Source organism: Desulfobaculum sp. SPO524 (assembly GCF_044987625.1).
Classification (GTDB): domain Bacteria; phylum Desulfobacterota; class Desulfovibrionia; order Desulfovibrionales; family Desulfovibrionaceae; genus Desulfobaculum.
Genome location: NZ_JBJDSB010000001.1, coordinates 1120164 through 1144513, shown reverse-complemented (window position 1 = coordinate 1144513; position 24350 = coordinate 1120164). Strand labels below are relative to the sequence as shown.

The following is a 24350-nucleotide window of genomic DNA, read 5'->3' as shown; positions in this document are numbered from 1 at the left end:
CGCTACAGGCGCAGCAGGCCGCGCCGCTGCATGTGGCGCGCGCAGGCCGCCGCCGCAACGATTTTGACGGCGTCGGGAAGGATAAACGGCGCTATGCCCACCATGGCGGCGCGCTCCATGGAGATGTTGAGCACGGCGGCAAGACGCCACGTGCCAAGGCCGTAGGCCACCACCAGTGCGGCGGCGCCCCAGACAACGGCGTGCGTCCATGGGATGGGATTACGGCGTCCGGCCATGCCCGTCAGCGCCGCCGAGCCTACAAAGGCCGCAAGGTAGCCGCCTGTCGGTCCCAGCAGATAAGCAAACCCCGCATTGCCCCCGGCAAACACCGGCAGGCCGATGATGCCCGCCAGAAGGTACAGCGCCACACTCAGCGCGCCGTAGGCCGGACCAAGGGCGTACCCCGCCAAAAAGACAAAGAACGGCTGCATGGAGAAGGGAATCGGCCCGATGGGGAAGTGCAGATACGCCCCCACGGCGATGGTTGCCGAGAACATGGCCGTCCACACCAGCCGGTGCAGGGATTCCAGTGCATGCAGGCTGTGTCCGGAGTGCGTCATGCAGGCTCCGGGCACAGGCCGAGGGCGTCCATGTCCGCACGGTCGGCGGCAACGTCGTTGCCTTGGACGGTTAGGTAGTCGCCAATCATCAGCCCGCTGGCCCCGCACAGCAGGGGACGCATACGGTCCTCGCCAAACACGGCGGGGCGGCCGCCGCAGATGCGGATATGCTTGTCCGGCAGCATGAACCGGAGCAGGGCGATGATGCCCGCCGCTTCCCCGGCGCTGAGCAGGGGGCGGGAGGCAAGGGGAGTCCCAGGGATGGGGTGCAGGAAGTTGACGGGCACGGAATGCACGCCAAGATCCGCCAGCGTCCGCGCCAGTTCCGCGCGCTGCTCCCATGTTTCGCCCATGCCAAAGAGCCCGCCGCAGCAGACCATAAGACCCGCGTCCACGGCGTCGCGCACGGTTTGCACGTCCTCGTCGTAGCTGTGGGTGGTGCAGATGGTGGGGAAGAAGCTGCGGGCCGTCTCCAGATTGTGGTGGTAGCCGGACAGGCCTGCATCGCGCAGGGCGGCCAGTTGGTCCGCGGTGAGGATGCCGACGCTGGCGTCGGCGCGCAGGCCAAGGTCGCAGATGCCGCGCACGGCGCGGAGCATTTCGTCAAAGTCCGCTTCGGAAAGGCCCTTGCCGCTGGTGACAATGCTAAAGCGCGAGGCGCCGGCGGCCTGCATGGCGCGGGCGGCCTCAAGGATGCGCTGCGCGCCCACAAAGGGATATTCCGGGCTGTTGACGCCGTGGTGGGCGGATTGGGCGCAGAAGCGGCAGTCCTCGCCACAGCGTCCGCTTTTGGCGTTGATGATGGAGCACAGGCCTACGGCCTTGCCGAAGGCGCGCTCCTTGATGCGCACGGCCTCGGCGTGGAGGCGCGCGGCATCCTCTGCGGCTGCGCACGCAATGGCGCGCACGTCGTCGTCAGTGAGGGCCTTGCCGCCGAGGACGTCGTCGGCAAGGCGCGTAAAATGATGGGTCACGGGGTATCCTTCCAGTCCCACCAGCGCAGGCGCTGCGGGTCGCGTCCGCCTTCGGCGTAATACACCGCAAGGCGAAAGACGTAGAGCACGCAGCGGTCCACGTGCTCCCCGCGCTGGCTGATGAGCCTGTCGTACATGTCCTGTGGGTTTTCACCGCGCAGGGCGTCAATCTCCGCGTAGCCCAATTCCATAAAAACCTCTGCCAGCCGGGGGCCGACGGTGGGAATGATGCGGAAGACGTCCGGCGCGGTTTCCTTTTGGACCGGTATAGTCGGGTTTGGGGTGGATGACAAATGGCGCCGCGTCACGGCTATTCCTGCGGCTTGTCCGCGATGAGGGCGAACACGGGATTTTGCGCGGCAATGCGCAGGTCCCCGGCCAGCGGCGCGGATTCGCCGCCTTGTATGAGTGTGACGGAGTAGGGCCAGTCGTGTTCCTCCAGAATCTGGCGCGCGCGGGTGAGGGTATCCAGCAGCACGGCGTGGGCCACAAGGCGTCCGCCCGGGCGCAGGCGCTTGCACACGATGTCCAGCACGGTGTCCGCGTCCCCGGCAAGGCCGCCGCCGATGAAGATGCGGTCCGGCGTTGGCAGGTCGGCAAGGCATCCGGGCATGGAGCCGTGCACCACGTCCACAAGGTACGCGCCGGTGCGGCGGATGTTCTCGCGGATCATGGCGACACGGTTGGCGTTTTTTTCCACGGCGATAACGTTGCCGCGCGTGGTGAGGCTGGAGGCCTCAATGCCGATGGCGCCGCAGCCTGCGCCAAGGTCCCACATCACGGAGTCCGGACGCAGGCGCAGGGCCGCAATGCCCACGGCGCGGGCCGGGCCTTTGGTGATGAGGTTCTTTTCGCGCATGAACAGATCGTCCGGGGTGCCGAGGCCGAGGGGGATTTGCGGTTCGGCCACGCGCTCCAGCAGTACGAGGTTTCGCGGGGAAAAGCTCTTTTTCCGGGCCTCTTCCAGGGTGTACTTGCCGATGCGTTCCTTGTCGCTTTCCAGGTCTTCCAGCACCCACATGCAGTGGGTTTCGCCGCTTTTGTCCAGAATGCTCTGGGCAATGGCCGAGGGGATGTTGCGGTTGTCCGTAAACACCGCCACCCAGCGGGCTTCAAGCAGGGCGCTGAACATGGGGCGATAGTCGTTTCGGCCATGCAGGGACACGGTGCGGATGCCCTGCCACGGAATCTTCAGGCGCGCCGCCGCGGCCTGCAGGGTGGTGACGTTGGGATAGATGCGCACGTCCTCCGGCCCAAAGCGCTCGATGAGCGAGGTGCCGATGCCGAAAAAGAGCGGGTCGCCGTCGGCAAGGACGACAACTTCAAGCCCGTCGGCCTGTCGCGCGGCCATGGTGGCGTACACGTCCTCCAGCGGGGCGGTGATGGGCAGCTTTTCGGCGGGGTGGCCGTCAAAGTGCTCCAGCAGGGCGCGGCCGCCCACCAGCACCTGTGCGTGGTCCAGCAGGGTCCGGGTGTCGTCGGGAAGGTTGTCCGGGTCCTGACCGAGGCCGATGATATGAATGGTCATGATGCGTCCTCCGATGTGACGTGGCAAAGGCGCGTGCTGTCGAAGTCGTAGACGTGGTAGTCGATGCGGATGCCCGGCCCGGCAAGGGAAAGGGCAGCGCGCAGCGCGCGGTGAGCGATTGCCGTAACAATAGCATTTTTATGGGCATCGTTCACGAGAATTTCCAGAGCGTGGCGCGCGGTGTTTGCGCCGGCGATATCTCGGGCGTGGCCGGGCTGCGCCCCGGCCTGCCGGCACCACTTGGCCAGCAGGTCGAAATCGATGCGGTTGTCCTTGGCGTGGGTGTATTCGTAGCCCTGCGCCATTTTGACCAGCTTGCCGAAAAAGCAGCCGATGACGACGCGCGTCATGCCGTACTGGCGCGCGCCGCGCAGGGAGCTGGCGAAAAAGTCTGCAATCTGCACGCTGGCGATGCGGGGAATCTCCGGGCGGTCCGTCAGCAACAGACGCTCCGTGCGTCCGCCGGTGGACAGGGCGATGGTGTGATGCCCTGCCGCGCGGGCAACGCTGAGGGCCTGATTGATGCTGGCTTCGTAGGATTCGTGGCTGTAGGGCCTTACCGTGCCGCGCGTGCCAAGGATGGAGATGCCGCCAACAATGCCAAGGCGGCCGTTCATGGTGTGGGCGGCAATGGCCTCGCCGCCCGGGACTTCTATGGTCACGTCCACCGCGCCGCAAAAGTTCGTTTCATCCATGGCCTCGCGCACGGCGTCTGCAATCTGCTGGCGCGGGGCGGGGTTGATGGCGGCTTGTCCGGGCGGGATGGGCAGGCCGGGCAAGGTGACGCGCCCAACGCCGGTGCCGCCCTCAAGGCGCACCTCGCCGCGCGGGCCATCCGGCAGCAGACGCACAAGGGCGCAGATGGTGGCCCCGTGGGTGGCGTCAGGGTCGTCGCCGCCGTCCTTGGTGACGCTGACGCGGATGGCGTCACCTTCTGGCTCAAGGGCCGCGATGGGAATGCTCAGGCGTCCGGCGCGTGGGGTGGGGGTGTCCATGACGGCCCCGCGCCAGCCGCCCACAAGGGCGAGGACGCCCGCCTTGGCCGCGGCTGCGGCGGCGGTTCCTGTGGTGAAGCCTTCTCGGAGATGTGTGGTCATGATGGTGGCCGCGACGCGGCGTTATTCTGCCGCACTCTGGGCGTTGTGAGCGCGGGCGGCGTCCACAAAGGCGCGGGCCGCGTCGGGGTTGGAGGCAAAGTGCACGTGGATGTACGAGGCAAGGGTCTGGCGCTGGGCAAAGCCTTCCTTGGCGCCGGTCCAGCCGCGCCGGTCCATGACTTTGTAAACGGCGGGGACGTCCGCGTCCAGCGCGCAGGGCGAGGAGTAGTGGAACTCGTGCCCGCGCAGCATGGTCCATTCCGGGCCGAAAAAGGTGGGCGCGGTGGTGACGGCCTCGCGGTAGCCCAGCGCGCGAAAGCGTTTGTCCATGGCCGCATGCATGGGAAAGACGCCCACCATGGGGTGCTCTGCGCCCTCGGCGGTGGTGATGCCCCGCATCAGGTACATAAAGCCTCCGCATTCGGCGTACACCGGGCCATTAGCCTCGCTGAATCCGCGCACGGCGGCGCGCATGGCGACGTTGCCCGACAGGCGGTCGGCGTGCAGTTCGGGATAGCCGCCGCCAAGGTACAGGCCGCCAATGTCCGGGGGCAGGGCGGCGTCGCGCAAGGGGGAGAAGAAGACGAGCCGCGCGCCTGCGGCCTCAAGCTGGCGCAGGTTCTCGTGGTAGTAGAAGCAGAACGCCTCGTCGCGGGCTACGGCGATGCGCACGGGCTTTTCCGCCAGCGTGGACGGGGCCGTGGGCGTCAGGTGGCGCTCGGGACTGCGGTCCAGCAGGCGGCCAAGGTGGCAGCCATCCTCCATCCACTGCGCCAACTGGGTCACGGTGTCTTCGGGCAGGTGATGGTCCTGCGCGGTCACAAGCCCAAGGTGGCGCGAGGGCAGTTCAAGGCCCTCGCGGCGGCGGAGCAGGCCAAGCAGAGGCGGCTGACCGCCAAGGTGGTCTGGCAGGCCGCGCAGTGCGTCGTCAAGGAGCTGGGCGTGGTTGTCGCTGCCAACGCGGTTCAGCAGGATGCCCGCAAAGTCGATGTCCGGGTCAAAGGCGGTGTAGCCGGTGACAAGGGCGGCGGCGGAGCGCGCCATGGAGCGCGCATCGGCCACCAGCACCACCGGCGCGCCAAGCCATTTGGCGATTTGCGCGGTGCTGCCGTCCTCGCCGGTGCCGGTACGGCCGTCATAAAGGCCCATGACGCCTTCCACCACAGCGACGTCGGCATCTGCGGCCTCGCGCGCAAAGACGTCCTGCACGGCGTCGTGCCCCATCATCCAGCCGTCGAGGTTGTGGCTGGGGCGTCCTGTGATGCGCTCGTGGTGGCCGGGATCGATGAAGTCCGGCCCGCATTTGAAGGCCTGCACGGTGAGCCCGCGCCGCACAAGGGCGGCCATAAGGCCGAGGCTGGCCGTGGTTTTGCCGCATCCGCTGTGGGTGCCGGCAACGACGATGGTTCTGGTGGGCATAATCCGTCCTGCGTCCGTGGAAATGTGGAAGAAACGAGAGCGTCCGCACTGGATATATCGGAACATGCGGCGCACGAAAAGGGCAAGGCGGCGGGCAAAAAAACAAGCGGACCAAAGCCGCAGGGATGGCTTTGGTCCGCTTGGTAGGGAAATGATGCGAAATGGCTACTGCGTTTCCCGAGTTTCCCGTGAAGCGGGATGGAAAAAGGGCGGCGGCCGGGTGGAGGAGCCGCCGCCCCATGACATGGTTCTGCACTGCTACTGGAGGTAGGAGCTCAACAATGTGTGCCATGTCGGAGGTGCCTGTTGTCTGCGAAGCCGCCCGCTTGACGGCCCTGTGGGCCTGCGGCTTCGTTCCGGCATGCGGGGCGTCGTCCGCGCAGACGCGCCCTCGCTGTCTCCGTCTCCGGCAGGTGATGCTGGCAATGTGGTGTCGTGGAAGATGGCTCGTGCGCAGCATGCCTACTGCTGCGGGGGCTCTGCCATTGGAATGGTTGTTCTTCCGCGCCAAGGCCGGGAGGGTGCTTCATGCCGCATCGGCCCAGTGGCATCGCGTGCCGGGATGGAATGGATCTATGGAAAACATGCGACCGCAGTTGCTGTTAAACTGGAGCGCCGCACAATGTGTCGGCTGACTGACATATGATTGGGCGGTTCGTCAAGCCCCTAGGCGCAATTTTCTTTCCTTGAGGGCATTTTCCGCTGGTGGTGGACGTGGTTCCGGTTTTTGCGGAGGGCTTGGGCGGTGTATTTTGGGCGAAATCCGCCTAGCCCTGCTCCTGGGTCTGGGGCGTGGCGGCTTTGCTCAGGGGCGGTTGGTGGCCAGCCACGCCGCGATTTCCTTGGCCGTATCCAGCGCGGCGTCGTAGTGCCCGTTTTGCAGTTGGGTGACAAAGGTGTCGCCAAGGGGCTGGAGCAGGGGCGGGAAGGTGGTTGGCGTCACATCGCCCAGCAGGGTGCGTATGCCTTCGTTGTCGCCGCGATGAGCCAGATGTTCTGCCCGCTCCAGCAGGGCCAGCAGACGCGTGGATGTGGTGTCGCGCCGGGTGGGGCGGCCCTCCTCTTGGGTGGCGCCGAGGGCGTCTGCATTTTCTGCGGGGACGGGAGCTTTTCCGGGTGGCTCCTTTTGGGCGTCCTGGTCCAGTGCGCTCTTGATGTCGCGCAGGGCGGCGTCGATGTCACGGATACGGTCTGTGGCCTTGTGCTGCGCCTGAAGCGCGGCGTCCAGCGCGGCGGCGGCCTGCTGCACGTCCGTTGCCACGACGTTTTCGGCCATGCCGATGAGGGACTGCAAGACCATGCGCGCCTCACTGAACCGGTCCTGTTCGAGGAGCGGCCTGAGGGTGGCGTCAATGCCGGAAAAGTCTTTCACCAGCCGGGCAAGAAGGGAGTGGTACAGCGTTCGGTCGCCTGCCGCGCGGCGCAGTCCTTCGCGCATGTCCACGCCGGGGATGCTGGTGGGCAGGGCGTCGCCGCCGTCCACGCGGCGGGGGCGCGCGCTGTCGTCTGGCGCGGGCGGCGCGGGGGCCGCACTGGGCGCTGTGGGCAAAATCCGCGACAGCGCTGCCACAAGGGAGTCCGCAGTGATGGGCTTGGTGAGCACGGCGTCAAAGTCGATGTCCGGCGCGCGATCATGCAGAACATTCTGCGGGAAGGCTGAAGCCATGATGATGGCCGTGTGCGGCGAAACACCGGGATGGGTGCGGATGGCGCGTGTGGCGTCAAGGCCGTCCATCACGGGCATGGCCCAGTCCATGATGATGGCGTCATAGGGCTGGCCCTCCTGCGCGGCTTTGGCGGCGGCGGTTACCGCCGCAGAGCCGTCCACCGCCTCATGCGTTTCAATGCTCAGGTGCGAGAGCATTTGCCGCAGAATCTCACGCGCGGTTGGGCTGTCGTCCACCACAAGGATGCGGCTTGGCGCGGAGTCCGGCAGGGGCGCATGCTGGCGCGTCCGGATTGGTGCGGTGTTGCGCGCCAAGGAGAGCGTCAGGGTGACGGTGGTCCCTTCCGCCGGGGCGGAGTCCAGCGTGATGGAGCCGCCCATGACGTCCACCAGCCGCGCGCAGAGCGCCAGACCAAGGCCGGTGCCGCCGTGTCTGCGGGTGGCGGTTTCATCGGCCTGCGAGAAGGGTACAAAGGCCTCGTCAATGCGCTGTTTGTCGATGCCAATTCCTGTGTCCGTAACGCTAAAGCGGAGGGTGACGGTCTCTCCTTCGTCCTGCTCCACCGCGATGGCAAAGACAACTTCGCCTTCCTCGGTGAATTTGATGGCGTTGTCCATGACCGCGTCCAGAATCTGCGCCAGCTTGATGGGGTCGCCCACAAGGTCGAGGGGCAGGTCCGGCGGAATGTCAAAGACGAGGTCCAGTTCCTTGTCCTGCGCCTTGGGCGTTGATGTCGCACTCAGGCCACGGATGATGTCGTCCAGAGCAAAGGGCACTGAATCGAGTTCCATGGCCTGACTCTCAAGGCGGGAAAAGTCCAGAATATCCTCCACCAGCCGCAACAGGTGCAGGGCAGAGGAGTGCATCTTTTCCAGATAGTCCTGCTGCTTGTCCGAGAGTTCGGTCTTTTGCAGCAGGTGCCCCATGCCGATGATGGCGTTGAGCGGGGTGCGAATCTCATGACTGATGTTGGCAAGAAAGTTGGCCTTGGCCTGTGCGGCCTGTTCCGCGGCATCCTTGGCGATGAGCAGGGCGTCGGCGGTTCTTTTGCGCTGGGCGATTTCGTCTTGCAACTTCTCGTTGGCAAGGCTGAGTTCCTGCGTGCGGGCCTGCACGCGCTCCTCCAGTTCATTGCGCGAGCGCATGAGCGCCTTGTAGGCGTTGTCCAGGCGGGTGGCCATGTTGTTGAAGGCCGAGGCAAGGGTGCCCAATTCATCGCGCGAGGTGACGGCAACCGTGCGCGTAAAGTCTTGCGTTTGGGCGATTTCCGTCATTTGGCGGCTGATGGTGGCCAGCGGCTTGGTCACGGCGCGGCCGGCGGCGATGGCGAGAATCATGGCGAGGACAAGGCCGATGCCAAGGCCTGTGAATTCCAGAAGGATGACGGCCTGTGAGCGCTTGGACAGCGCCGTGCGTGAGGCCAGCGTGGCAAGGCGCGCCGCTGGGATGTCCTGATTCCGCAGGGCGGTGGCCAGCGCGTAGAAGGGGGTGCCCGCCGCCGAGGTTTCAACCATGGCGTCCGGGCCTGCCGTGCTGGGGAGCATGCCGTCCATGAGGATATAGGGCGCGTTGGAGGCGAGCAGGGTACCGTTGGTGGCAAAGATGGCCGAGGCATTGCCCTGAAAGGATCTTTGCTCCGCAAGCCAATCGTCGGTGATGTGGCGGTGTAGCAGGATGGCCCCGAGGGTGGCCGTGTGCTCCTGGAGCGTCTCTGGGTCCAGAACAGGGGCGGTGATGGGGGCGACAGCTTCGAGCACAAGCCCGCTGGGCTGGACTGTCCAGTCCACATGCATCCCCACGGGTATGGACAGATGGTGCGGCAGGTCGCTGGTGGCGGGGACGGGCTTCCACCGCTCGCGGGTAAAGCGGATATAGGCCGAGGGGTTCAGCGGTGCGTAGTGCACCGGCCCTTCCTGTTGGTGCACCACAAGGCGCAAGGTGTCCTGTGTGGCGTAACCGCGCAGTCCGTCCGGTGTGTAGAGGGCCACAAGGTCGTACAGCTTGGCCCGGCCAACGGTTTGGAGCGAACGAACAATGCTCAGATACAGGTCCAGCAGGACGTCGGTGTTGCTTTTATCCAGTTCATAGGCCGAGCGGGCGCGGTAGATAAGGCTTCTGTCACTGACTTGAAGCTGGAGGGTGCCCTGCATGTTTTGCCGCAGGGACTGCAGGCTTCTGTTGACGGTCTCCAGTTGTGTTTGCAGGTCCTTGCGCGTGGTTTTGCGGTCCTCCTTCAGCAGCACGAGGGTGGACATGCTCCCGCCAAAAAGCGCAACGGCAAGCGCTGGCAAAAATGCCAGGACGAGGAGCTTCATCCGAAGGGAGCGGCGAAGGGGTCTCACTGCGCTGTTCTCCGTCTAGCGGATGCCCTGCCGGGCAAGGTCCTGAACCGCTTGTACGTTGGTTTTGTCCACAATGCCGACACCGGTGTTGATGTCCGTTGGGGTCAGGGCGTAACGCGCCGCAAGGTTGAGCAGCGTTACGGCCATAAAGCTCTGCATGTAGGGCTGCTGATCAATGGTAAACGCCACAACGCCCGCTTCGATGAGCTGCACCGTTAGTGGCGACAGGTCAAAGCAGCCAACATACAGGTCGCGCCGCTCCTGCAGCAGGCCGACGAGGGCGTGGGTCACCACCGGCCCAAGGCTGAACAGGGCCGAGACGTCCTTGTGCCGCTCCAGATAGTTGCGCATGGCGGAGACGGCCAGCGCCGGGTCGGCGGTCATGTCCACAACGTCCACATTGAGGCCTTTGGGCTCCAAGATGGAGCGCAGCCCGCGCAGGCGCGCCATAATGCCCGGCACGCCAAACTGCTGCGCGGCAACGCAGACCCGCCCCGTGAGCTTGCCGGAGGCCAGCGCCTGCCGCGCCGCCCGCTGCCCTGCGGTGAAGTCGTTCATGCCGATATAGGCGAGGAAGGGCGTTGTTGTCCGGTCCACTTCCGTGGGGATGGAGTTGAAGATGACAACGGGAATGCCGCGTTGTTTGGCCGCTTTGAGCGAGGGGGTGAAGGCCGTTGGGTGCGAGAGGGTGGTGGCAATGCCGTCAGGTTCGGCAAGGATGGCCTGCTCCAGCAGTTCGCGCTGGCGCATGATGTCGTTGGGAAATTCCGGGGCAAGAATGTGCAGGTCAACGCCGAGGCGCTGTGCGGCGTCGCGCGCGCCCTTGAACTCAATACCCCAGAAGGGATCGCCCGCACCGGCATGGCTGATGAGAAAGATTGTCGGCTCCTTGGCCTGCGCCGGGGCAAGGCTGAGGAGAACAAGTAGGCAGGTGGCAAGGGCCGCAAGGCCGCAGGAAACGCTGGCTGTTTTGGGCGCAGTGTGTGGCATGGCCGTTATCCTTTGGTCGTGAGTTCGCTCCACCGGGCGAGCAGGTAGCGGCTTTCGTCCATGAGGGAGTTCCAGCAGGCGATGCTGCTCATCCTGTCAATGTAGGAGCCGCCGTCACGCCGCTCGCCGGGCTGGGCAATGACCAGTCCATGCGGACTGACGATGGGCTTGGTGGCGGGCTCGCCTTCCATCCAGTAGGCCCACTCGTGCGGCTGCATGGCCTTGTGCATGGTGGCGGGGACGGAGGGGTAGTAGCCTTGCCGCCCGAGGAAGGCTCCAACCCAGCCCGAGAGGAACCAGTTCATAAACGCGTAGGCGGCGTCCAGCTTGGCGCCATGGAGGGCGCGGCTGAGTCCCAATCCGTAGCACCAGCCCCGGTGTCCCTCGGCCAGAGGGGGATAGGTACAGGCAATGCCGTGCTGGCGCACCTGCGTCACCGCCGGGGACCACATGGACTGGATGACCACATTGCCCGAGGCCATAAAGTCCACGCTTTCGCCAAAATCCTTCCAGAAGCCATAAAAGTGCCCGCGCCGCTTCAGGCGCAGCAGGTGGTGCATTGTGGCGTCTATTTCCGCGCGGGTCATGTTGGCCTTGTCCTGATAGGTGATGAGTCCTGCGGCTTCGAGGGCAAGGGCGGCGTCAAGGATGCCCACGCCCGGGCGGCTGACAAGAGCGGTGCGTCCGGCAAATTCTGGGCTGAGGAGTTCGCGCCACGAGGTAATGGGCCGCCCCACAAGGTCCGGGCGCACGCCCAGGGTGTCCGCGTTGTACATGGTTGGCACAAGGGCCATGTGGCTGGTGGGACCCGGAGCAAAGGCGTCGGGAGCGTTTGGGCGCAGGTACAGGTGCGTATAGGGCGCGCCGCCTTGCGTGGACAGCGTGGTGTTCCCAAGGCTGCCGTCGGTAAAAATGGTGGAGAGGCGGTCGTATTCGTCGATACGCTTCGCCTCGATGGGAGTGAGCATCTGCAGGCGGACAATGGTGTCGATATTGCCGAAGTCGAGGTCGACTACGTCAAGGGACTTGGGGCGGGTGATGGCGCGCCGCATGTTTTCATGGATGGTAGTGGCGCGCTCCATGCGGATGGTGATGCCAAGGTCCTTCTGCGCTTGCTCGGCAATTTCCCGGTATCCGCTTACGTTGGAGGCCAAATAGGTGAGCGAGATGTCCTTTTTGGCCCACACAAGGGGGCCGTCCAGAAGTATGGCACCAGCGGTGACGGCCGCCATGCGCAAAAAGCGCCGCCGCGTCATGTGGGCGCGGCAAACCGCCCGTGTTGCCGGGGCGAAGCGCCGCGCCGCAAGGCGGCGCCTGCTGGAGGTGCGGTCGTTGCTGTCCATGCAGCCTCCGTGAATGCCGTTTGGGAGTGACTGGAAGCGTCAACACACGTCAATGCCTGAGTATGCCATAGGCGCGCGGGGAAAGGAAATGTGTGGGGACATTTTCCGTCACCTTTGTTCGGGCCGTAAAATGGCCGAGGCGGGGCATGGTCCATGGACCATGCCCCGCCTCGGTGTGGGGGGAGAGGAGGAGATATGAGGGGTGGTGGGGGGTTGGGGGGGACTCCTCCTCGGTGCGCCGCGGGCGGCCTAGTTGGCGTGGCCCATGGCGGAAAGCTTGTCCTGCAAATGCAGGAGTACGTTGGTACAGGCGGCAAGGTCGCGCTCGGGCAGGTCCTGAATGGCCTCGTCTCGGATGCCGATGGCGATTTCCTCAAACTCGTCAAGGAAGGCATGGGCTTTGGGCTCCAGCACCACGATTTTGACGCGGCGGTCCTGCTCGGACACATGGCGGCTGACCCAGCCGTCCTTTTCCAGCCGGTCCAGCAGGCGGACCAGCGTTGGCCCTTCAATGCCCATGGCCTCGGCCAGTTGCTTTTGCGACACCGCGCCAAGCTCGCTCAGGCACACCAAGGTGACCCAGCGCGCGCCGCTGATGCCAAAGGGTTTCATGCGCTCATCAAGGCGCATGCGCCATTCGCGGGCAACGGCGGCGATAAGAACGCCAAGCTGGCGCGAGTTCGTCTTGAATATCTCCGTGACCTTAACGTCCAGATTGTCCAGTGAAGACATGATGTTCGTCCCTCCTGCCGCACGTGGCGGCGGCTGACCCTGACGGGCGGGAGGCGTGAGGGCCTCCCGCCCCGGGAATTATGCGTTCTCGGATGCTACCTTGCGGTTCTTGCGTGCGCCGCGCACCGTTTCGGTGAGCGAGGCCACGGTCTTGTAGAACGCAGGGATGAACAAGGTGGCGATGAAGGTCGCCGCCAGCATGCCGCCGATGACGCCGGTGCCGATGGAGTGACGGCTGGCCGCGCCGGCGCCGTGGCTGATGGCCAGCGGTACAACGCCAAGGATGAAGGCCAGCGACGTCATGACGATGGGCCGGAAGCGAAGGCGCGCCGCCTCAATGGCCGCGTCGAAGATATTCAGGCCTTCGCGGTGCTTCATGGCCGCGAACTCGACGATGAGGATGGCGTTCTTGGACGCAAGGCCGATGAGTGTCACCAGAGCAATCTGGAAGTACACGTCGTTGGCCAGCCCACGCATCCAGTTTGCGGTGATGGCGCCAAACAGGGCGAAGGGCACCACCATGATGACCGCAAAGGGCAGGGACCAGCGTTCATACTGGGCCGCAAGGATGAGGAACACCATCAACAGGCCCAGCAGGAACACCTGCGAGGACGTGCCGCCCGTCGCTTTTTCCTGATAGGCGGAACCGGTCCACGCCAGGGTGTAGTCGCCGGGCAGAACCTTGGCCGCCACCTCTTCCATGGCCGCAAGGGCCTGACCGGAGCTGTAGCCCGGTGCGGGGCCGCCAACGATCTTGGCCGCCGGGAACACGTTGAAGCGTTCCACAATGTTCGGGCCAACGGTCTGCTTGATGTGCACCAGCGCGGTGAGCGGAATCATCTCGCCGGTGGCGGAACGGACGTAGACGTTGCGCAGGTCGTCGGGCGTACTGCGGTAGTCGGACTCCGACTGGATCTGCACACGGAAGGTGCGGCCCATCTTGTTGAAGTCGTTGACGTAGTACGCGCCGAAGGTGGCCTGCATGGTCTGGAACACGCGGTTGACGGGGACGCCAAGGGCCTTGGCCTTTTCGCGGTCGAGGTCGATGTGCAGCTGGGGCGCGTTGGCGCTGAAGGTGGTGCTCAATTTGCCGATTTCAGGGTGCTTTGAGGCTTCGGCCACAAGGGCCTTGGTCTGCTCGGCCAATGCGCGCATGCCGGCGCCGCCACGGCTCTGAACATAGCCCTCAAAGCCGCCGGTGTTACTCATGCCGCTGATGGGCGGCGGGTTAAAGGCCAAAACCATGGCGTCGGTGATGCCGTAGCTCTTGCGGAAGACGTCCTTCACCGCGTCAAAGGAGGATTCTCCTTCGCCGCGCAGGTCCCAGTCCTTGAGGTTGATGAACATGGTGCCGGAACTGGTCTTGGCGCTGCCGGAGAACAGGTCATACCCCGAAAGGTTGATGGTGTCCTGCGTGGTCGGGCTTTGGAGCAGCGTGGATTCCAGCGTGTCCATGACGTCGGTGGTGCGGGACAGGGACGCGCCGTCCGGCAGGATGGCGGTGGCGATAAAGACGCCTTGGTCCTCGTCCGGCACAAGGCTGCCGGGCACGCGCTGGAACAGACCCCACGTTACGGCGCACAGGCCCGCAAACAGCAACACGCCAACCAGCGTGCGCTTGAGCAGGAACCGTACACCGGCGGTGTAGCGGCGGGTGACGCCGTCAAAGAAGGCGTTGAACCAGCGGAAGGGGGCCAGCGGCTGACTGTGGCCGGGCTTCAGCATCAGCGAGCACAGGGCCGGGGTCAGGGTCAGGGCCACAATGCCGGAGAGCACAACGGAGACCGCGATGGTGACCGCGAACTGCTTGTACATTTCGCCGGCAAGACCGCCCATGAACGCGACAGGCACGAACACGGAGCACAGCACCAGCACAATGGCGATAACCGGGCCGGTTACCTCTTCCATGGCTTTGACTGTGGCGTCGTGTGGCGACAGCCCGTCCGTGGACATGATACGTTCCACGTTTTCAATAACGACGATGGCGTCGTCAACAACGATGCCGATGGCCAGCACAAGGCCAAACAGCGTGAGCGTGTTGATGGAAAAGCCCAGCAGATACATGCCCGCAAAGGTACCGACAATGGAGACCGGCACGGCAAGGCAGGGGATGATGGTCGCCCGCCAGTTCTGCAGGAACAGGTAAATGATCAGGAACACGAGGAGCATGGCCTCGAACAGCGTGTGCACCACCTCGTTGATGGAGATGCGCACGAACTCCGTGGTGTTGTACGGCACGGCGTAGTTAATGCCATCGGGGAAGCGGTTGGACAATTCGGCCATGCGCGCGTTGACGCGGTCCGCCGTTTTGAGGGCGTTGGCGCCCGGGGCAAGGAACACGCCAAGGGCGATGCACGGATTGCCGTTATGCTTACTCTCGATGCTGTAGCTGTAGGCGCCAAGCTCCAGACGTGCCACATCCTTGAGGCGCAGCAGCGTGCCGTCGGGGTTGGCGCGCAGGATGATGTTGCCAAACTGTTCGGGCGTGACCATACGGCCCTGCGTCGTGACGGTGTAGGTCAGCTGGACAGGGTCGCTCAGCGGCTCCATGCCGATGGTGCCGGCCGCAAACTGGGAGTTCTGCTCCTTGATGGCGCCCGCGATGTCGTCCGGCGTCAGCTTCAGCTGCGCCAGCTTGTCCGGCTGCAGCCACACACGCATGGAGTAGTCATGGTCGCCAAAGATGATGGCGTCACCCACACCGGGAACGCGGCGCAGGTCGTCCAGCACGTTGACGAGGGCGTAGTTGCCCATGAACACGGTGTCGTAGCGGCCGTCGGACTCCAGGTTGATAACCTGCAGCATACTGGGCGAGCGCTTGCTCACCGTGACGCCCTGCTGGCGCACCTCCGTGGGCAGGCTCGACAAGGCGGACTGCACGCGGTTGTTCACGTTAATGGTCGCCTGGTCCGGGTCCGTGCCAATGGCAAAGGTCACGGCGATGGACAGCGCGCCGCTGCTGGAGCTGGACGAGCGCATGTAGAGCATGTCGTCAACGCCGTTGATTTCCTGCTCCAAGGGCGCGGCAACGGTCTGGGCGATAACCTCGGCGCTGGCGCCGGGGTACGCCGTGGTGACGTTGACCTCGGGCGGTACCAAGTCCGGGTACTGCTCCACGGCCAGCGTCTCAATCGCCAGAGCGCCCGCCAGCGTAATGAGCAGCGAGATAACCGTGGCGAAGATGGGACGGTTGATGAAAAAGCGAGATATCACAGCTAGCCCTCCGCACCCGCGTTGGCGGGTTTGGCTCCGGCCACGTTCACGGGCGTACCGGGACGCACCTTCACCACGCCTTCGGAGACGATGCGCTCGCCGTCCTTCAGGCCGGATTCAACAACAAAGGCCTCGCCAACGGAATCGCCAAGGGTGACCGGGCGCGGGGAGGCGGTGCCGTTTTCGTCCAGCGTGTAGACGATGGGGCCGTTCTGCGTGAACAGCACGGCGCGCTGAGGCACCATCAGGCAATTTTTGAGCATGGCGCCATCAAGGAGCACACGCACAAACTGGCCGGGAAGCACCATACCCTCGGTGTTGGAGAATTCCGCGCGGGAACGGATGGAACCCGTCATGGGGTCCACCTGCTTGTCCGAGAAGTTGATGCGGCCCTTGGTGTCGTAAATGGTGCCGTCGCTCAGGCGGATGCGCACGCTGTAGCCTGCCTCGGGCAGGTGCAGCCTTCCGTCCTCGGCCAGCTTGCGGTAGTGCAGGGCTTCGGTGCCGGGGATGGAGAAGTTCACGTAAATGGGGTCCAGCTGCGTGATGGTCGTGAGCAGGCTGCCGGAGGCGTCCGTGCTGATGAGGCTGCCCTCGGAGCGCGTCTCCTTGCTGGTGATGCCGGAGATGGGCGCGCGAACGTCAGTGTAGCCGAGGTTGATGGCGGCCTCGCGGACGCGGGCGCTTGCAGCTTCCACATCCGCCTTGGCGGAATCGTAAGTGGTCAGGGCGTTGTCGCGCTCCTGCGTGCTCACGGCGCCTTCCTTGAACAGCTCAAGGATGCGGTCGCGGTCGAGGATGGACTTCTGCAGGGTGGCCTTGCACTTGGCCAGTTGGCCGTTGGCCTGTCCAAGTTCGGCGCGGAAGGGCTCCGGGTCGATGGTGAACATCAGGTCGCCTTCGTTGATGGGGCTGCCCTCCACGTAGGCGCGCTTGAGCAGGATGCCGCCAACACGGGCGCGGACCTGAACCTCGCGCGAGCCCGCGGTCTGGCCGACGTATTCAAGGGTCAAGGGCACGTCGGTGCGCGACACGGTCTGCGCCTTCACCAGCGGCGGGGGCGGGGTGGCGCTTTTGGAGGCTTCGCTCTCGGTGCAGCCTGTGGCCAATGCGGCCGACAGGAGCAAGCAGGCGAACAGTATCAGGTGTTTAGCGTTCTGCATGAAAAACACTCCGTTGCTTCATGTATGGTTCGTGACAAGGAAAAATTGATTAGCAGGCTATTTAATAGGAGGCATAGATATAGGGGCGCACTCATCGGTTGTCAACCCGCGTGAAATAAGGCTTTTGCCCCAAAAATGGAGGGGGAACCGATGCTGGGCAAATGAGTTTCCTCGGAGGCAAGAAAATGAAAAGGCCGCCCCCGAAAGAGGGCGGCCAAGTTTCCTGCGGCGGGTGAAATATTATTTTTTGGTGACGAATCGGTCGTCAGACCGCAGGGACTCGCTGAGGGCGGCCTTGTCGTCCAGCCAGCCGCAGCGGGTGGCGTCTGGCGCGTCAAAACGGGGGACGTAGGGCTTAACATCCAAAAGGGGCGTGCCGCTGAGGACGTCCACCCCGCAGATGTCGAGCCGGTTCCCCGCGCGGCCCAGAAGCTCCACCACGGAAAAGCCGATGGGATTCGGCCTGCGCGGCGCCCGCGTGGCAAACAGCCCGCGCTCGGTGTCGTCCATGAAGGGGGTAACCTTCAGGGAAAAGCCGTTGGACTGGTGAAAGGCATACAGCAGAATAATGTGCGAAAACCCCTCAATGTCCTGCAAGCCCGCGGCGTACTTGGGATCAATATCAATATACCCAATGGCATCCCGCGCCCCCGTGGGCTGAATAGGCATGTCGCTCAGCGACTTGTGCGGCGAATGGATGGTGCCGATGGAAGTGAATTCAAATGTGGTCATGAAGCAGACGTCCTGATGGCTTGAGTCGAAAGAACCAAATCGTTCCCACTGCCTTAAGACATAGGCATGACAGGGCGGTGAGGCAAGGGGTTAGGCGTCCCCTCCGCGCAGGGCATTGGTCCCGAGGCGGGCAAAGCTGAAAAAAAGGTGTCCAAGAAAGTTAAAGACAAACCCAACTCCGATGCCAAAGGCGTGGGCTACGCCATTGATAAGGGACTGCGGAAGCTGGTCACTCACAAAAGGCTGGAGCGCCCAAAGGGCGAACTCGCTGCATCCCATGACAACGGCAAGGCCAACATGCGCCGTGATGGCGAAGCGAAGAAAGGCGGTTTTCCAGGAGAGCGTGGTGGCAAAAATGCGCTTGTACGACAACACGAAGATAACCACCATCCCAACATATGTGGCTGCGGCGACGCTGTAGAGAAACGGCATGAAAAGCTCAAAGAGAAAACGGCTGGCAAAATTCAGCGCAGTGCCGATGACGGACGCCGTAAAGTAGCGGGACAGTGTTCGGAGTACCACGCTTAGTTCCTGTGCTCGAAGTTGATTGAGGTTAAGCGCCAGTAGTCTTTGTAGACGCCAGCAAGCCAGGTTCGTTTCGGGTCATCAAGGGCTCGAAACCATACTGGGTGAGGGTGATTGGGCGATACGGGGATAACCGCTGGGCGTTGTGTATGCTTTCGAGCAATTTCTTGTTGTTCTTGTTTAAGGTTCCGGTATCGCAAAAGGTCGCCGTTTGCCAGGTTGTAGAGTGTAAGTGATGTGTTGGGCATTGCGAGAGAAATTGCAATGAAGGTTCCGAAGGTGATTTTGCTCAGCGCGTGGGAAGAGGCAAGTTTATGAAGTCTTGTTGAAATATCGGCGCAGAACAAGAGAATTCCAACACTGCCAAGGATGATAGCTGTCGCAAAAATACCACTACGAACGCGGGCATATGGATATCCACCGATTGCTGCGTAGGCCAGGAAGTAAATCGCAAACAGAATAAAGAGGAGTATAATAAATATTGAATATGCATTGTGCTTCGTTGAGCCTTTGGCAAGAGGGAGTTGAGTTTTGCTTTTAGGCTTCATGTGCATGCAAATAAAGAGCACTCCTGGAATGAATGGGGAGAGGAAGAACCATTTGAAGGACTCAAAAGCTCCGGATACTCCACCGCCTAAGCACAGTAGGATTTTATTGAGGATGGAAGCATTAATATGGGGAGAGTTGGTCGCCCGAGCAAAGTTGCCGGGGGCCAGGAAAGACGCGAGAGCGAAAAGTGTGGTCACAAATGCGACCATGAGGAAAGTCCGCTTCGCGTGATGATTATTCAAATAGGCAATTCCTACAGCCGTATAGGTCGTCAAAAGTACGCCCAAGCAGATCATTTCTGTTGCTCCACAGCACAGGAAAAGGCTTAGGAACAAAAATGGCCATAAGAGGGTGTGACGCGGTGTTTTTGCAAGGGCGAGATGAAAAAGGCATGCGAGCAGAATAGGGAAAAAGGAAAAAGAAATTTGGTAGGTCAAGGAGCCCGACATCCAGTAGAGGCTTTGGCGAAGAGTAACAGAGGCTGTAAAAAATATACATGTAATAATCAGGGAAAAAAGAACTTTATCACTGAAAGAGTTCTTGCATGCAGTGCTAAACGCAGCAAGTGTGCCGCCAAAAAAAGTGACAATGAGCAGAAGCGGCAAGGTTTGGTAGAGTATGATGTGTCTGTTGAGCGGTTCCAGGAGAGGGATAAGAATATTTGATGCGTATCGGCCAGACCATGTCATATAAAAGTTTACGAGATATTCAGTGAAAGGGGTATTTCTTACTTTTAAAGCATATGAATAATCGTCAGCTATTGGGTAAGTGAAGAACGCAGCAATGCAGAAAATACTAACGATAAGTGCCGTGGCGGCGATGTGTGCAGAAGTGTGGTGATTCATGGGATCGGTGTTATTCATGGTCGTTTTCCTCAACGCCCCCCTGCTCTTTAAGCAGGTACATGGGGCGAAGCTTTACTTCTTCATAGATGCGGCCAAGGTATTCGCCAATGATGCCAAGGGACATCAGGATGCACCCGCCAAGGCCGAGGATGGAGATGAGCAGAGAGGAATAGCCTGGGACATCCACGCCGAAGAAGAGGGTCTTCAGGAAGGTATATGCGGCGTAGATGAAGCTCGATGCGGCGACGAGGAAACCAATGTAGGCCCAGATGCGCATGGGGAAGGAGCTAAAGGCGGAGATGCCATCGATAGCGAAGTTCCAGAGCTTCCAGGAATTCCATTTGGTTTGGCCCTTGGCGCGCTCGGGGCGGACAAAGTCCACGGTGGCTTCGTCGAAGCCGACCCAGGCGTAGAGGCCTTTGGTGAAGCGTACTCGCTCCGGAAGTAGGTTGAGCGCTTCGACAACACGGCGGTCCAAAAGGCGGTAGTCACCAGTGTTTGGAGTAATTTTCACCTTCGAGAAGATGTTGAACACTCTGTAGAAACCCGCTGCCGTTGTGCGCTTCAGGAAGGAGTCGGATGAGCGGCTCTTGCGGAACCCGGCAACGGAGGCGTGGCCTGCTTCCCATTTTCTGAGGAATTGTGGGATGAGCTCTGGTGGGTCCTGAAGGTCGACGTCCATGATAATGACCGCGTCGCCCTTGGCGTGTCGCAGTCCTGCGGCCATGGCCGTTTCCTTGCCGAAGTTGCGGCTCAGGGACAGGAAGCCAATGGAGTTGTCCGTCTTATTAAGCGTACGGAGGATGCTGAGTGTCGCGTCGGTGCTGCCGTCGTCGACGAAAAGGAATTTCCACTGGTATGGCTCATTGCGAATGATGTTTCGGACCGTGTCCAAAAAGTAGGCGATGCTGTCCTCTTCGTTGAGGACGGGGACAAGGATGGTAATGGTTTTGGCGCGTTCAGGCATTGGCGACTCGCAACAGAGCGTTCTTGACGGCTGAAGGGTTGAAAAAAGGTGCAACCATGAGCGATTCGTGAGTTCTATAGCAAGGAAGGAGTGAGGTCCAGTGCCCGGGAGGGCTGAGGGCGGAGAGGGGCGTTTTGCCCATAAGAAAAGCCCTCCGGATTGCTCCGGAGGGCTGTGCTGTCCTGGCGTCCCCAAGGGGATTTGAACCCCTGTCGCCTGCGTGAAAGGCAGGTGTCCTGGGCCAGGCTAGACGATGGGGACAAGCAGTTGGCTGGCGGACAAGGACTTGAACCTTGACTACTGGGACCAGAATCCAGCGTCCTACCACTTAGACGATCCGCCAACGCGAGAAAAAGCATCTACGGACAATTCTGGCCGTTGTCAAACGAAAAAATGCGAAAAGGGGTATTTTTGTGTGTGAAGGGTGAAGGAGGTGCGTGGGGGAGGGGAAGAGCGTGTGTTTTTGGCGGCAGCGTCGGGTTTTCTGGATGAATCGCGCCGAGGCTTGCGCAAGGGCTTGGAACACAGGGGAAAAGTGTTGTGGGGGCCATGTGGAGTGGCGCGAGGGACTCTTTCTTCACCTCGTGTTCGCAGGCAGTGTTGTCCCAGGCGTAGGGCGCAGGCTACGCCTGCGCGCGCTGTTTTAGCCAAGCCTCGCGGGTGATGCGGTACAGGACGAACGGTTGTAGGGGGTGGTCAGCGGGGACGGCGGGGTGGAGGAAGTCGCCACCGCTGTCGCGCGTCATGCCGAGGCGGCGCATGACGGCCTCCGACGGGGCGTTGGTATGGGCGGTGAAAGCGACAATGCTTGTGAGGGCAAGACGCGAAAAGCCAAAGTCCAGCGCGGCGCGGGCGGCTTCGGTGGCGTAGCCGTTCCCCCAGTGCTCCCGGCCAAGACGCCAGCCTGCCTCGACGCAGGGCGTGAAGGGGAGGTCCACTTGGGGCGCGTTCAGCCCCACAAAGCCGAGAAAGGCACCTGAGTCCCGGTGCTCCACCGCCCAGAAGCCCCAACCGTTGTCCGCAATGCGCTGCGCCAGTTGCTGCGCGGTCTCGTCGCTTTCCTCCCGCGAGAGCAGGGCAGGGAAATAGCGCATGACTTCCGGGTCTGCGCCAAGGGCGGCAAAGGGCGCGCGGTCGGCCTCGCGCCACTGGCGCAGGATGAGGCGCGGCGTGGTGAGTGTGACGGGTGTGGTCTGCGGGGCGTCGTGATGGGACATGGCGTCTCCTGCTGGGTGTATTTCCCGCTTCTGTAGCACGGCGTGGACAGGGAGGCGAGAGGGCGCGCCCGCTCGCCTTCGCCCAACGAAAAAAGCCCTCCGGATTGCTCCGGAGGGCTGTGTTTCCTGGCGTCCCCAAGGGGATTTGAACCCCTGTCGCCTGCGTGAAAGGCAGGTGTCCTGGGCCAGGCTAGACGATGGGGACGTGATAAGTTGGCTGGCGGACAAGGACTTGAACCTTGACTACTGGGACCAGAATCCAGCGTCCTACCACTTAGACGATCCGCCAGCGCGGAAACAGCGATTTACGGTTTTCGCCCGAGGGTGTCAACCCTAAAATCGCGCTTTTTGAAATTTCGTTAGGCGGAGTGCGCCAGACGACGGGTGTACTTCTTGAGCTTGTTGATCTTCTTACGGATGATCTCGCGCTCTTTACGGCCAGCTACGGTCAGCTTCTTGGCGCGCAGCTCGTTCAGCTCTTTTTTGATGCGGGCGATCTGACCCTGGTAGGGGTTGCCCTTGTTCTCGTCGTCGTCAGTGATGCCGAGCACCTCTTTGATGGCGGCGAGGAGAGTGTCTTTGTCCATGCCGGATGCACCGGTGATCTGCGGGATCTCGGCGATGGCGAGTTCGCGCAGTTCCTTGATGGTCATCTTCTCAAGCGGCTTTTTCAGCTCGATATTGATTTCTTCGCTCATCTCGTTTTCTCCTCCTTGGGAAAGTCTGTATTCGTCGTCCGGGGCTGACGGGTGCCGTTTTGCCCTCGTTCGTTGAAAAGCTTCACATAGGCGGCGTAGCACCTGGCCACGGCAGAGTTCGCGTCGAACGCGTCGGCCTGAGAGCCGAGATTCTGTGGGCGACTGGGCTCGAAGCGAACCGCCGAAGTGGTTCTTTTCTTAATCAGGTCCAGTGAAACGCGGTCTCTTATCAATTCTGGGAGAACTTTGTCAAAGCTTTTTGTACCAAGAAAGGCATTCACCTGTTCCAGAATGTATGGCGCATAAAACGTGAGGTCCTGCATGACCATGGAATCTTCCACGCCAATGAGCAGGATGCGTTTTCTATGGCCGATGGGACGGGCAATCTCGGCGATGTGTTCATCCACAATCTCCGGCCAGTGCCGCCACAGTCGGCGCAGTGTGCGTTGCATGCCATCTGGGTCGTGCTTTTTCAGAAATGCACGCAAGACGGTTTCCATTCTTTGCATAGGGAAGTGCTCTCCTCTCAGTGCAAATGAGCATATCCGTGCGCGATTCGCAACCCATGGGCGCGCATTGGTCAAAATCGGCTCTGCCGTCCTCTTTGCGCTGGCGGTCGCGCCTTGGTATGGTGGGGCCGCTAGGGCGAGATCCGCTTCGGCCCGGATATTGCTTATCTGCCGGTGGAACCTATTTTGATGTCGCAAGGTTGACGCTACGCTAAAGAGGAAACACCGTGCCCAAACGTTTTTCATTTCGGCTGCAACGGGTGCTGGAGTACCGCGAGCAGCTTGAAACGCGAGCCAGAATGGAGCTTGCCGTCGCCACGCGGGCGCATCAGGAGCAGTCCGCACTGGTGGAAGGCCTGCGCGAGCGTCTGGCCGGGCACGAAGCCTCGCTGGATGGTCGCCGCGACCTTTCCGAAGGCGACCTGTGGCTGTGGCGGATGTATAAGAATCGTCTGGAGCAGGACATCTCCATTGCCGAGCAGGAACTGTTTCAGCGCGCCAAGCGCCTGAATGCCTGCAGGCAGGAGGCCGTGAAAACGGCAAAAGAGAAAAAGACCCTCGAACGGTTGCGCGCGTCGCAGGAGACGGCGTTCAACCGCGAGGAGAATGCGCGAGAGCAGAGGGAAGCCGATGAGATGGCCACGCTTCGTTACGAAAATGGGACTCTCTAAGATCGTTAAGGGCCTGATGACGCTGGCCCTTCTGAAATTGTGCCTGCTGACCTTTATTGGGTGGCAGGCTGTGGTTGATGGCCCCGTGAGTACGGTGCGCCAGACCCAGCAGGTGGCCCAGCGCGCCCCGCAGCCTGCGCCTCAGCAGGCGGTGCGCAAGGTGGTGGAGCCGGCAACGGCCCACGCGCAGGACGCGCCCGCCGCGGCGCAGAGTGAGGCCCAGCCCACCGAGCCGCCCCTCGGCCGCGACGCCCTCATGCAGAAGCAGGAGGAGCTGGACCGGCGCGAGCGCGACCTCAATGCGCTGGAAGACAAAATTGCCCGTGATATGGCCGAGCTGAAAAAGACCCGCCAGCAGATTGAACGTATGCTTGAGGACGCCAAGGCCATCAAGAATAAGCGCGACAAGCACCTTGTGGAAGTCTTCTCCAACATGAAGGCCAAGCAGGCCGCGCAGGTTCTGGAGACCATGGACGAGCGGCAGGCCGTCAAGATTCTGTCGGGCATGCGCGGACGTCAGGCCGGCGAAATCCTCACCTACGTCAACGCCAAGAAGGCGGCGCGTCTGGCCGAAAAGCTGACCCGCCTGCAGATCCCCTTCGAGTAGTC

General features: G+C 62.2%; 21 protein-coding genes and 4 tRNA genes. 2 read left to right on the top strand and 23 right to left on the bottom strand.

Translation table 11 applies throughout. From position 1 onward, the window contains the following. Window positions 1-2: 2 nt before the first annotated feature. The 23 genes from ACI3L3_RS04855 to ACI3L3_RS04745 all read right to left on the bottom strand — a co-directional run bounded on the left by ACI3L3_RS04855 (window position 3) and on the right by ACI3L3_RS04745 (window position 23070). Window positions 3-560 carry a biotin transporter BioY gene (locus tag ACI3L3_RS04855; RefSeq protein WP_404843963.1) on the bottom strand — a complete coding sequence of 186 codons (558 nt, stop codon included), beginning with the start codon at window positions 558-560 and terminating at the stop codon, window positions 3-5. Then, on the bottom strand, window positions 557-1534 hold the full coding sequence (gene bioB, locus ACI3L3_RS04850; protein ID WP_404843962.1) for a biotin synthase BioB: 978 nt from the start codon (window positions 1532-1534) through the stop codon (window positions 557-559). Before bioB ends, ACI3L3_RS04855 begins: the two co-directional genes overlap by 4 nt. Then, window positions 1531-1842, bottom strand: coding sequence for a helix-hairpin-helix domain-containing protein (locus ACI3L3_RS04845; RefSeq protein ID WP_404843961.1), 312 nt, complete (start codon window positions 1840-1842; stop codon window positions 1531-1533). Before ACI3L3_RS04845 ends, bioB begins: the two co-directional genes overlap by 4 nt. A gap of 2 nt (window positions 1843-1844) precedes the next feature. Next, the gene (gene cbiE, locus ACI3L3_RS04840) at window positions 1845-3062 is read right to left on the bottom strand and encodes a precorrin-6y C5,15-methyltransferase (decarboxylating) subunit CbiE (RefSeq protein WP_404843960.1); all 1218 of its coding nucleotides are present in this window, start codon (window positions 3060-3062) and stop codon (window positions 1845-1847) included. Beyond that, complete coding sequence (locus ACI3L3_RS04835) at window positions 3059-4159, bottom strand: cobalt-precorrin-5B (C(1))-methyltransferase (protein WP_404843959.1); 1101 nt, start codon at window positions 4157-4159, stop codon at window positions 3059-3061. The genes cbiE and ACI3L3_RS04835 overlap by 4 nt, the downstream gene beginning before the upstream one ends. A gap of 21 nt (window positions 4160-4180) precedes the next feature. Further along, window positions 4181-5578 (bottom strand): cobyrinate a,c-diamide synthase, encoded by a 1398-nt coding sequence (locus ACI3L3_RS04830; protein ID WP_404843958.1) that lies wholly within the window; start codon window positions 5576-5578, stop codon window positions 4181-4183. 805 nt (window positions 5579-6383) lie between these two features. Next, window positions 6384-9587: an ATP-binding protein gene (locus ACI3L3_RS04825; protein ID WP_404843957.1), complete on the bottom strand. Its 3204-nt coding sequence runs from the start codon at window positions 9585-9587 to the stop codon at window positions 6384-6386. 15 nt (window positions 9588-9602) lie between these two features. Continuing rightward, window positions 9603-10577, bottom strand: coding sequence for a substrate-binding domain-containing protein (locus ACI3L3_RS04820; RefSeq protein ID WP_404843956.1), 975 nt, complete (start codon window positions 10575-10577; stop codon window positions 9603-9605). 5 nt (window positions 10578-10582) lie between these two features. Further along, a complete protein-coding gene (locus tag ACI3L3_RS04815; RefSeq protein ID WP_404843955.1) occupies window positions 10583-11920 on the bottom strand; it encodes a PotD/PotF family extracellular solute-binding protein in 1338 nt (445 codons plus the stop codon). A 249-nt stretch (window positions 11921-12169) separates the two neighbouring features. Beyond that, window positions 12170-12652 carry a MarR family winged helix-turn-helix transcriptional regulator gene (locus ACI3L3_RS04810; protein ID WP_404843954.1) on the bottom strand — a complete coding sequence of 161 codons (483 nt, stop codon included), beginning with the start codon at window positions 12650-12652 and terminating at the stop codon, window positions 12170-12172. Between the two features lie 78 nt (window positions 12653-12730). Continuing rightward, window positions 12731-15865, bottom strand: a complete 3135-nt coding sequence (locus ACI3L3_RS04805; RefSeq protein WP_404843953.1) for an efflux RND transporter permease subunit — start codon at window positions 15863-15865, stop codon at window positions 12731-12733. A 2-nt stretch (window positions 15866-15867) separates the two neighbouring features. Beyond that, window positions 15868-17028, bottom strand: a complete 1161-nt coding sequence (locus ACI3L3_RS04800) for an efflux RND transporter periplasmic adaptor subunit (protein WP_404843952.1) — start codon at window positions 17026-17028, stop codon at window positions 15868-15870. A gap of 240 nt (window positions 17029-17268) precedes the next feature. Further along, on the bottom strand, window positions 17269-17760 hold the full coding sequence (gene tsaA / locus ACI3L3_RS04795) for a tRNA (N6-threonylcarbamoyladenosine(37)-N6)-methyltransferase TrmO (RefSeq protein ID WP_404843951.1): 492 nt from the start codon (window positions 17758-17760) through the stop codon (window positions 17269-17271). A 90-nt stretch (window positions 17761-17850) separates the two neighbouring features. Further along, on the bottom strand, window positions 17851-18282 hold the full coding sequence (locus ACI3L3_RS04790) for a GtrA family protein (RefSeq protein ID WP_404843950.1): 432 nt from the start codon (window positions 18280-18282) through the stop codon (window positions 17851-17853). 2 nt (window positions 18283-18284) lie between these two features. After that, a complete protein-coding gene (locus tag ACI3L3_RS04785) occupies window positions 18285-19697 on the bottom strand; it encodes a DUF6056 family protein (protein ID WP_404843949.1) in 1413 nt (470 codons plus the stop codon). After that, window positions 19690-20646, bottom strand: coding sequence for a glycosyltransferase family 2 protein (locus ACI3L3_RS04780; RefSeq protein ID WP_404843948.1), 957 nt, complete (start codon window positions 20644-20646; stop codon window positions 19690-19692). Before ACI3L3_RS04780 ends, ACI3L3_RS04785 begins: the two co-directional genes overlap by 8 nt. Before the next feature lie 183 nt (window positions 20647-20829). After that, a tRNA-Glu gene (locus ACI3L3_RS04775) sits at window positions 20830-20907 on the bottom strand. Between the two features lie 7 nt (window positions 20908-20914). Further along, window positions 20915-20989 (bottom strand) — tRNA-Gln (locus ACI3L3_RS04770). A gap of 280 nt (window positions 20990-21269) precedes the next feature. After that, window positions 21270-21863 carry a GNAT family N-acetyltransferase gene (locus ACI3L3_RS04765; RefSeq protein WP_404843947.1) on the bottom strand — a complete coding sequence of 198 codons (594 nt, stop codon included), beginning with the start codon at window positions 21861-21863 and terminating at the stop codon, window positions 21270-21272. Window positions 21864-21990: 127 nt separating this feature from the next. Then, window positions 21991-22068, bottom strand: a tRNA-Glu gene (locus ACI3L3_RS04760). 9 nt (window positions 22069-22077) lie between these two features. After that, a tRNA-Gln gene (locus ACI3L3_RS04755) sits at window positions 22078-22152 on the bottom strand. Window positions 22153-22222: 70 nt separating this feature from the next. After that, on the bottom strand, window positions 22223-22561 hold the full coding sequence (locus ACI3L3_RS04750) for a hypothetical protein (protein ID WP_404843946.1): 339 nt from the start codon (window positions 22559-22561) through the stop codon (window positions 22223-22225). Continuing rightward, window positions 22558-23070, bottom strand: coding sequence for a DUF721 domain-containing protein (locus ACI3L3_RS04745; protein WP_404843945.1), 513 nt, complete (start codon window positions 23068-23070; stop codon window positions 22558-22560). The genes ACI3L3_RS04750 and ACI3L3_RS04745 overlap by 4 nt, the downstream gene beginning before the upstream one ends. 227 nt (window positions 23071-23297) lie before the next feature. Here ACI3L3_RS04745 and fliJ point away from each other — a divergent pair, with 227 nt between their 5' ends. Together fliJ and ACI3L3_RS04735 are read left to right on the top strand one after the other, a co-directional pair. Continuing rightward, on the top strand, window positions 23298-23741 hold the full coding sequence (gene fliJ / locus ACI3L3_RS04740; RefSeq protein ID WP_404843944.1) for a flagellar export protein FliJ: 444 nt from the start codon (window positions 23298-23300) through the stop codon (window positions 23739-23741). Then, window positions 23728-24348, top strand: coding sequence for a MotE family protein (locus ACI3L3_RS04735; protein WP_404843943.1), 621 nt, complete (start codon window positions 23728-23730; stop codon window positions 24346-24348). The genes fliJ and ACI3L3_RS04735 overlap by 14 nt, the downstream gene beginning before the upstream one ends. Window positions 24349-24350: the final 2 nt, after the last annotated feature.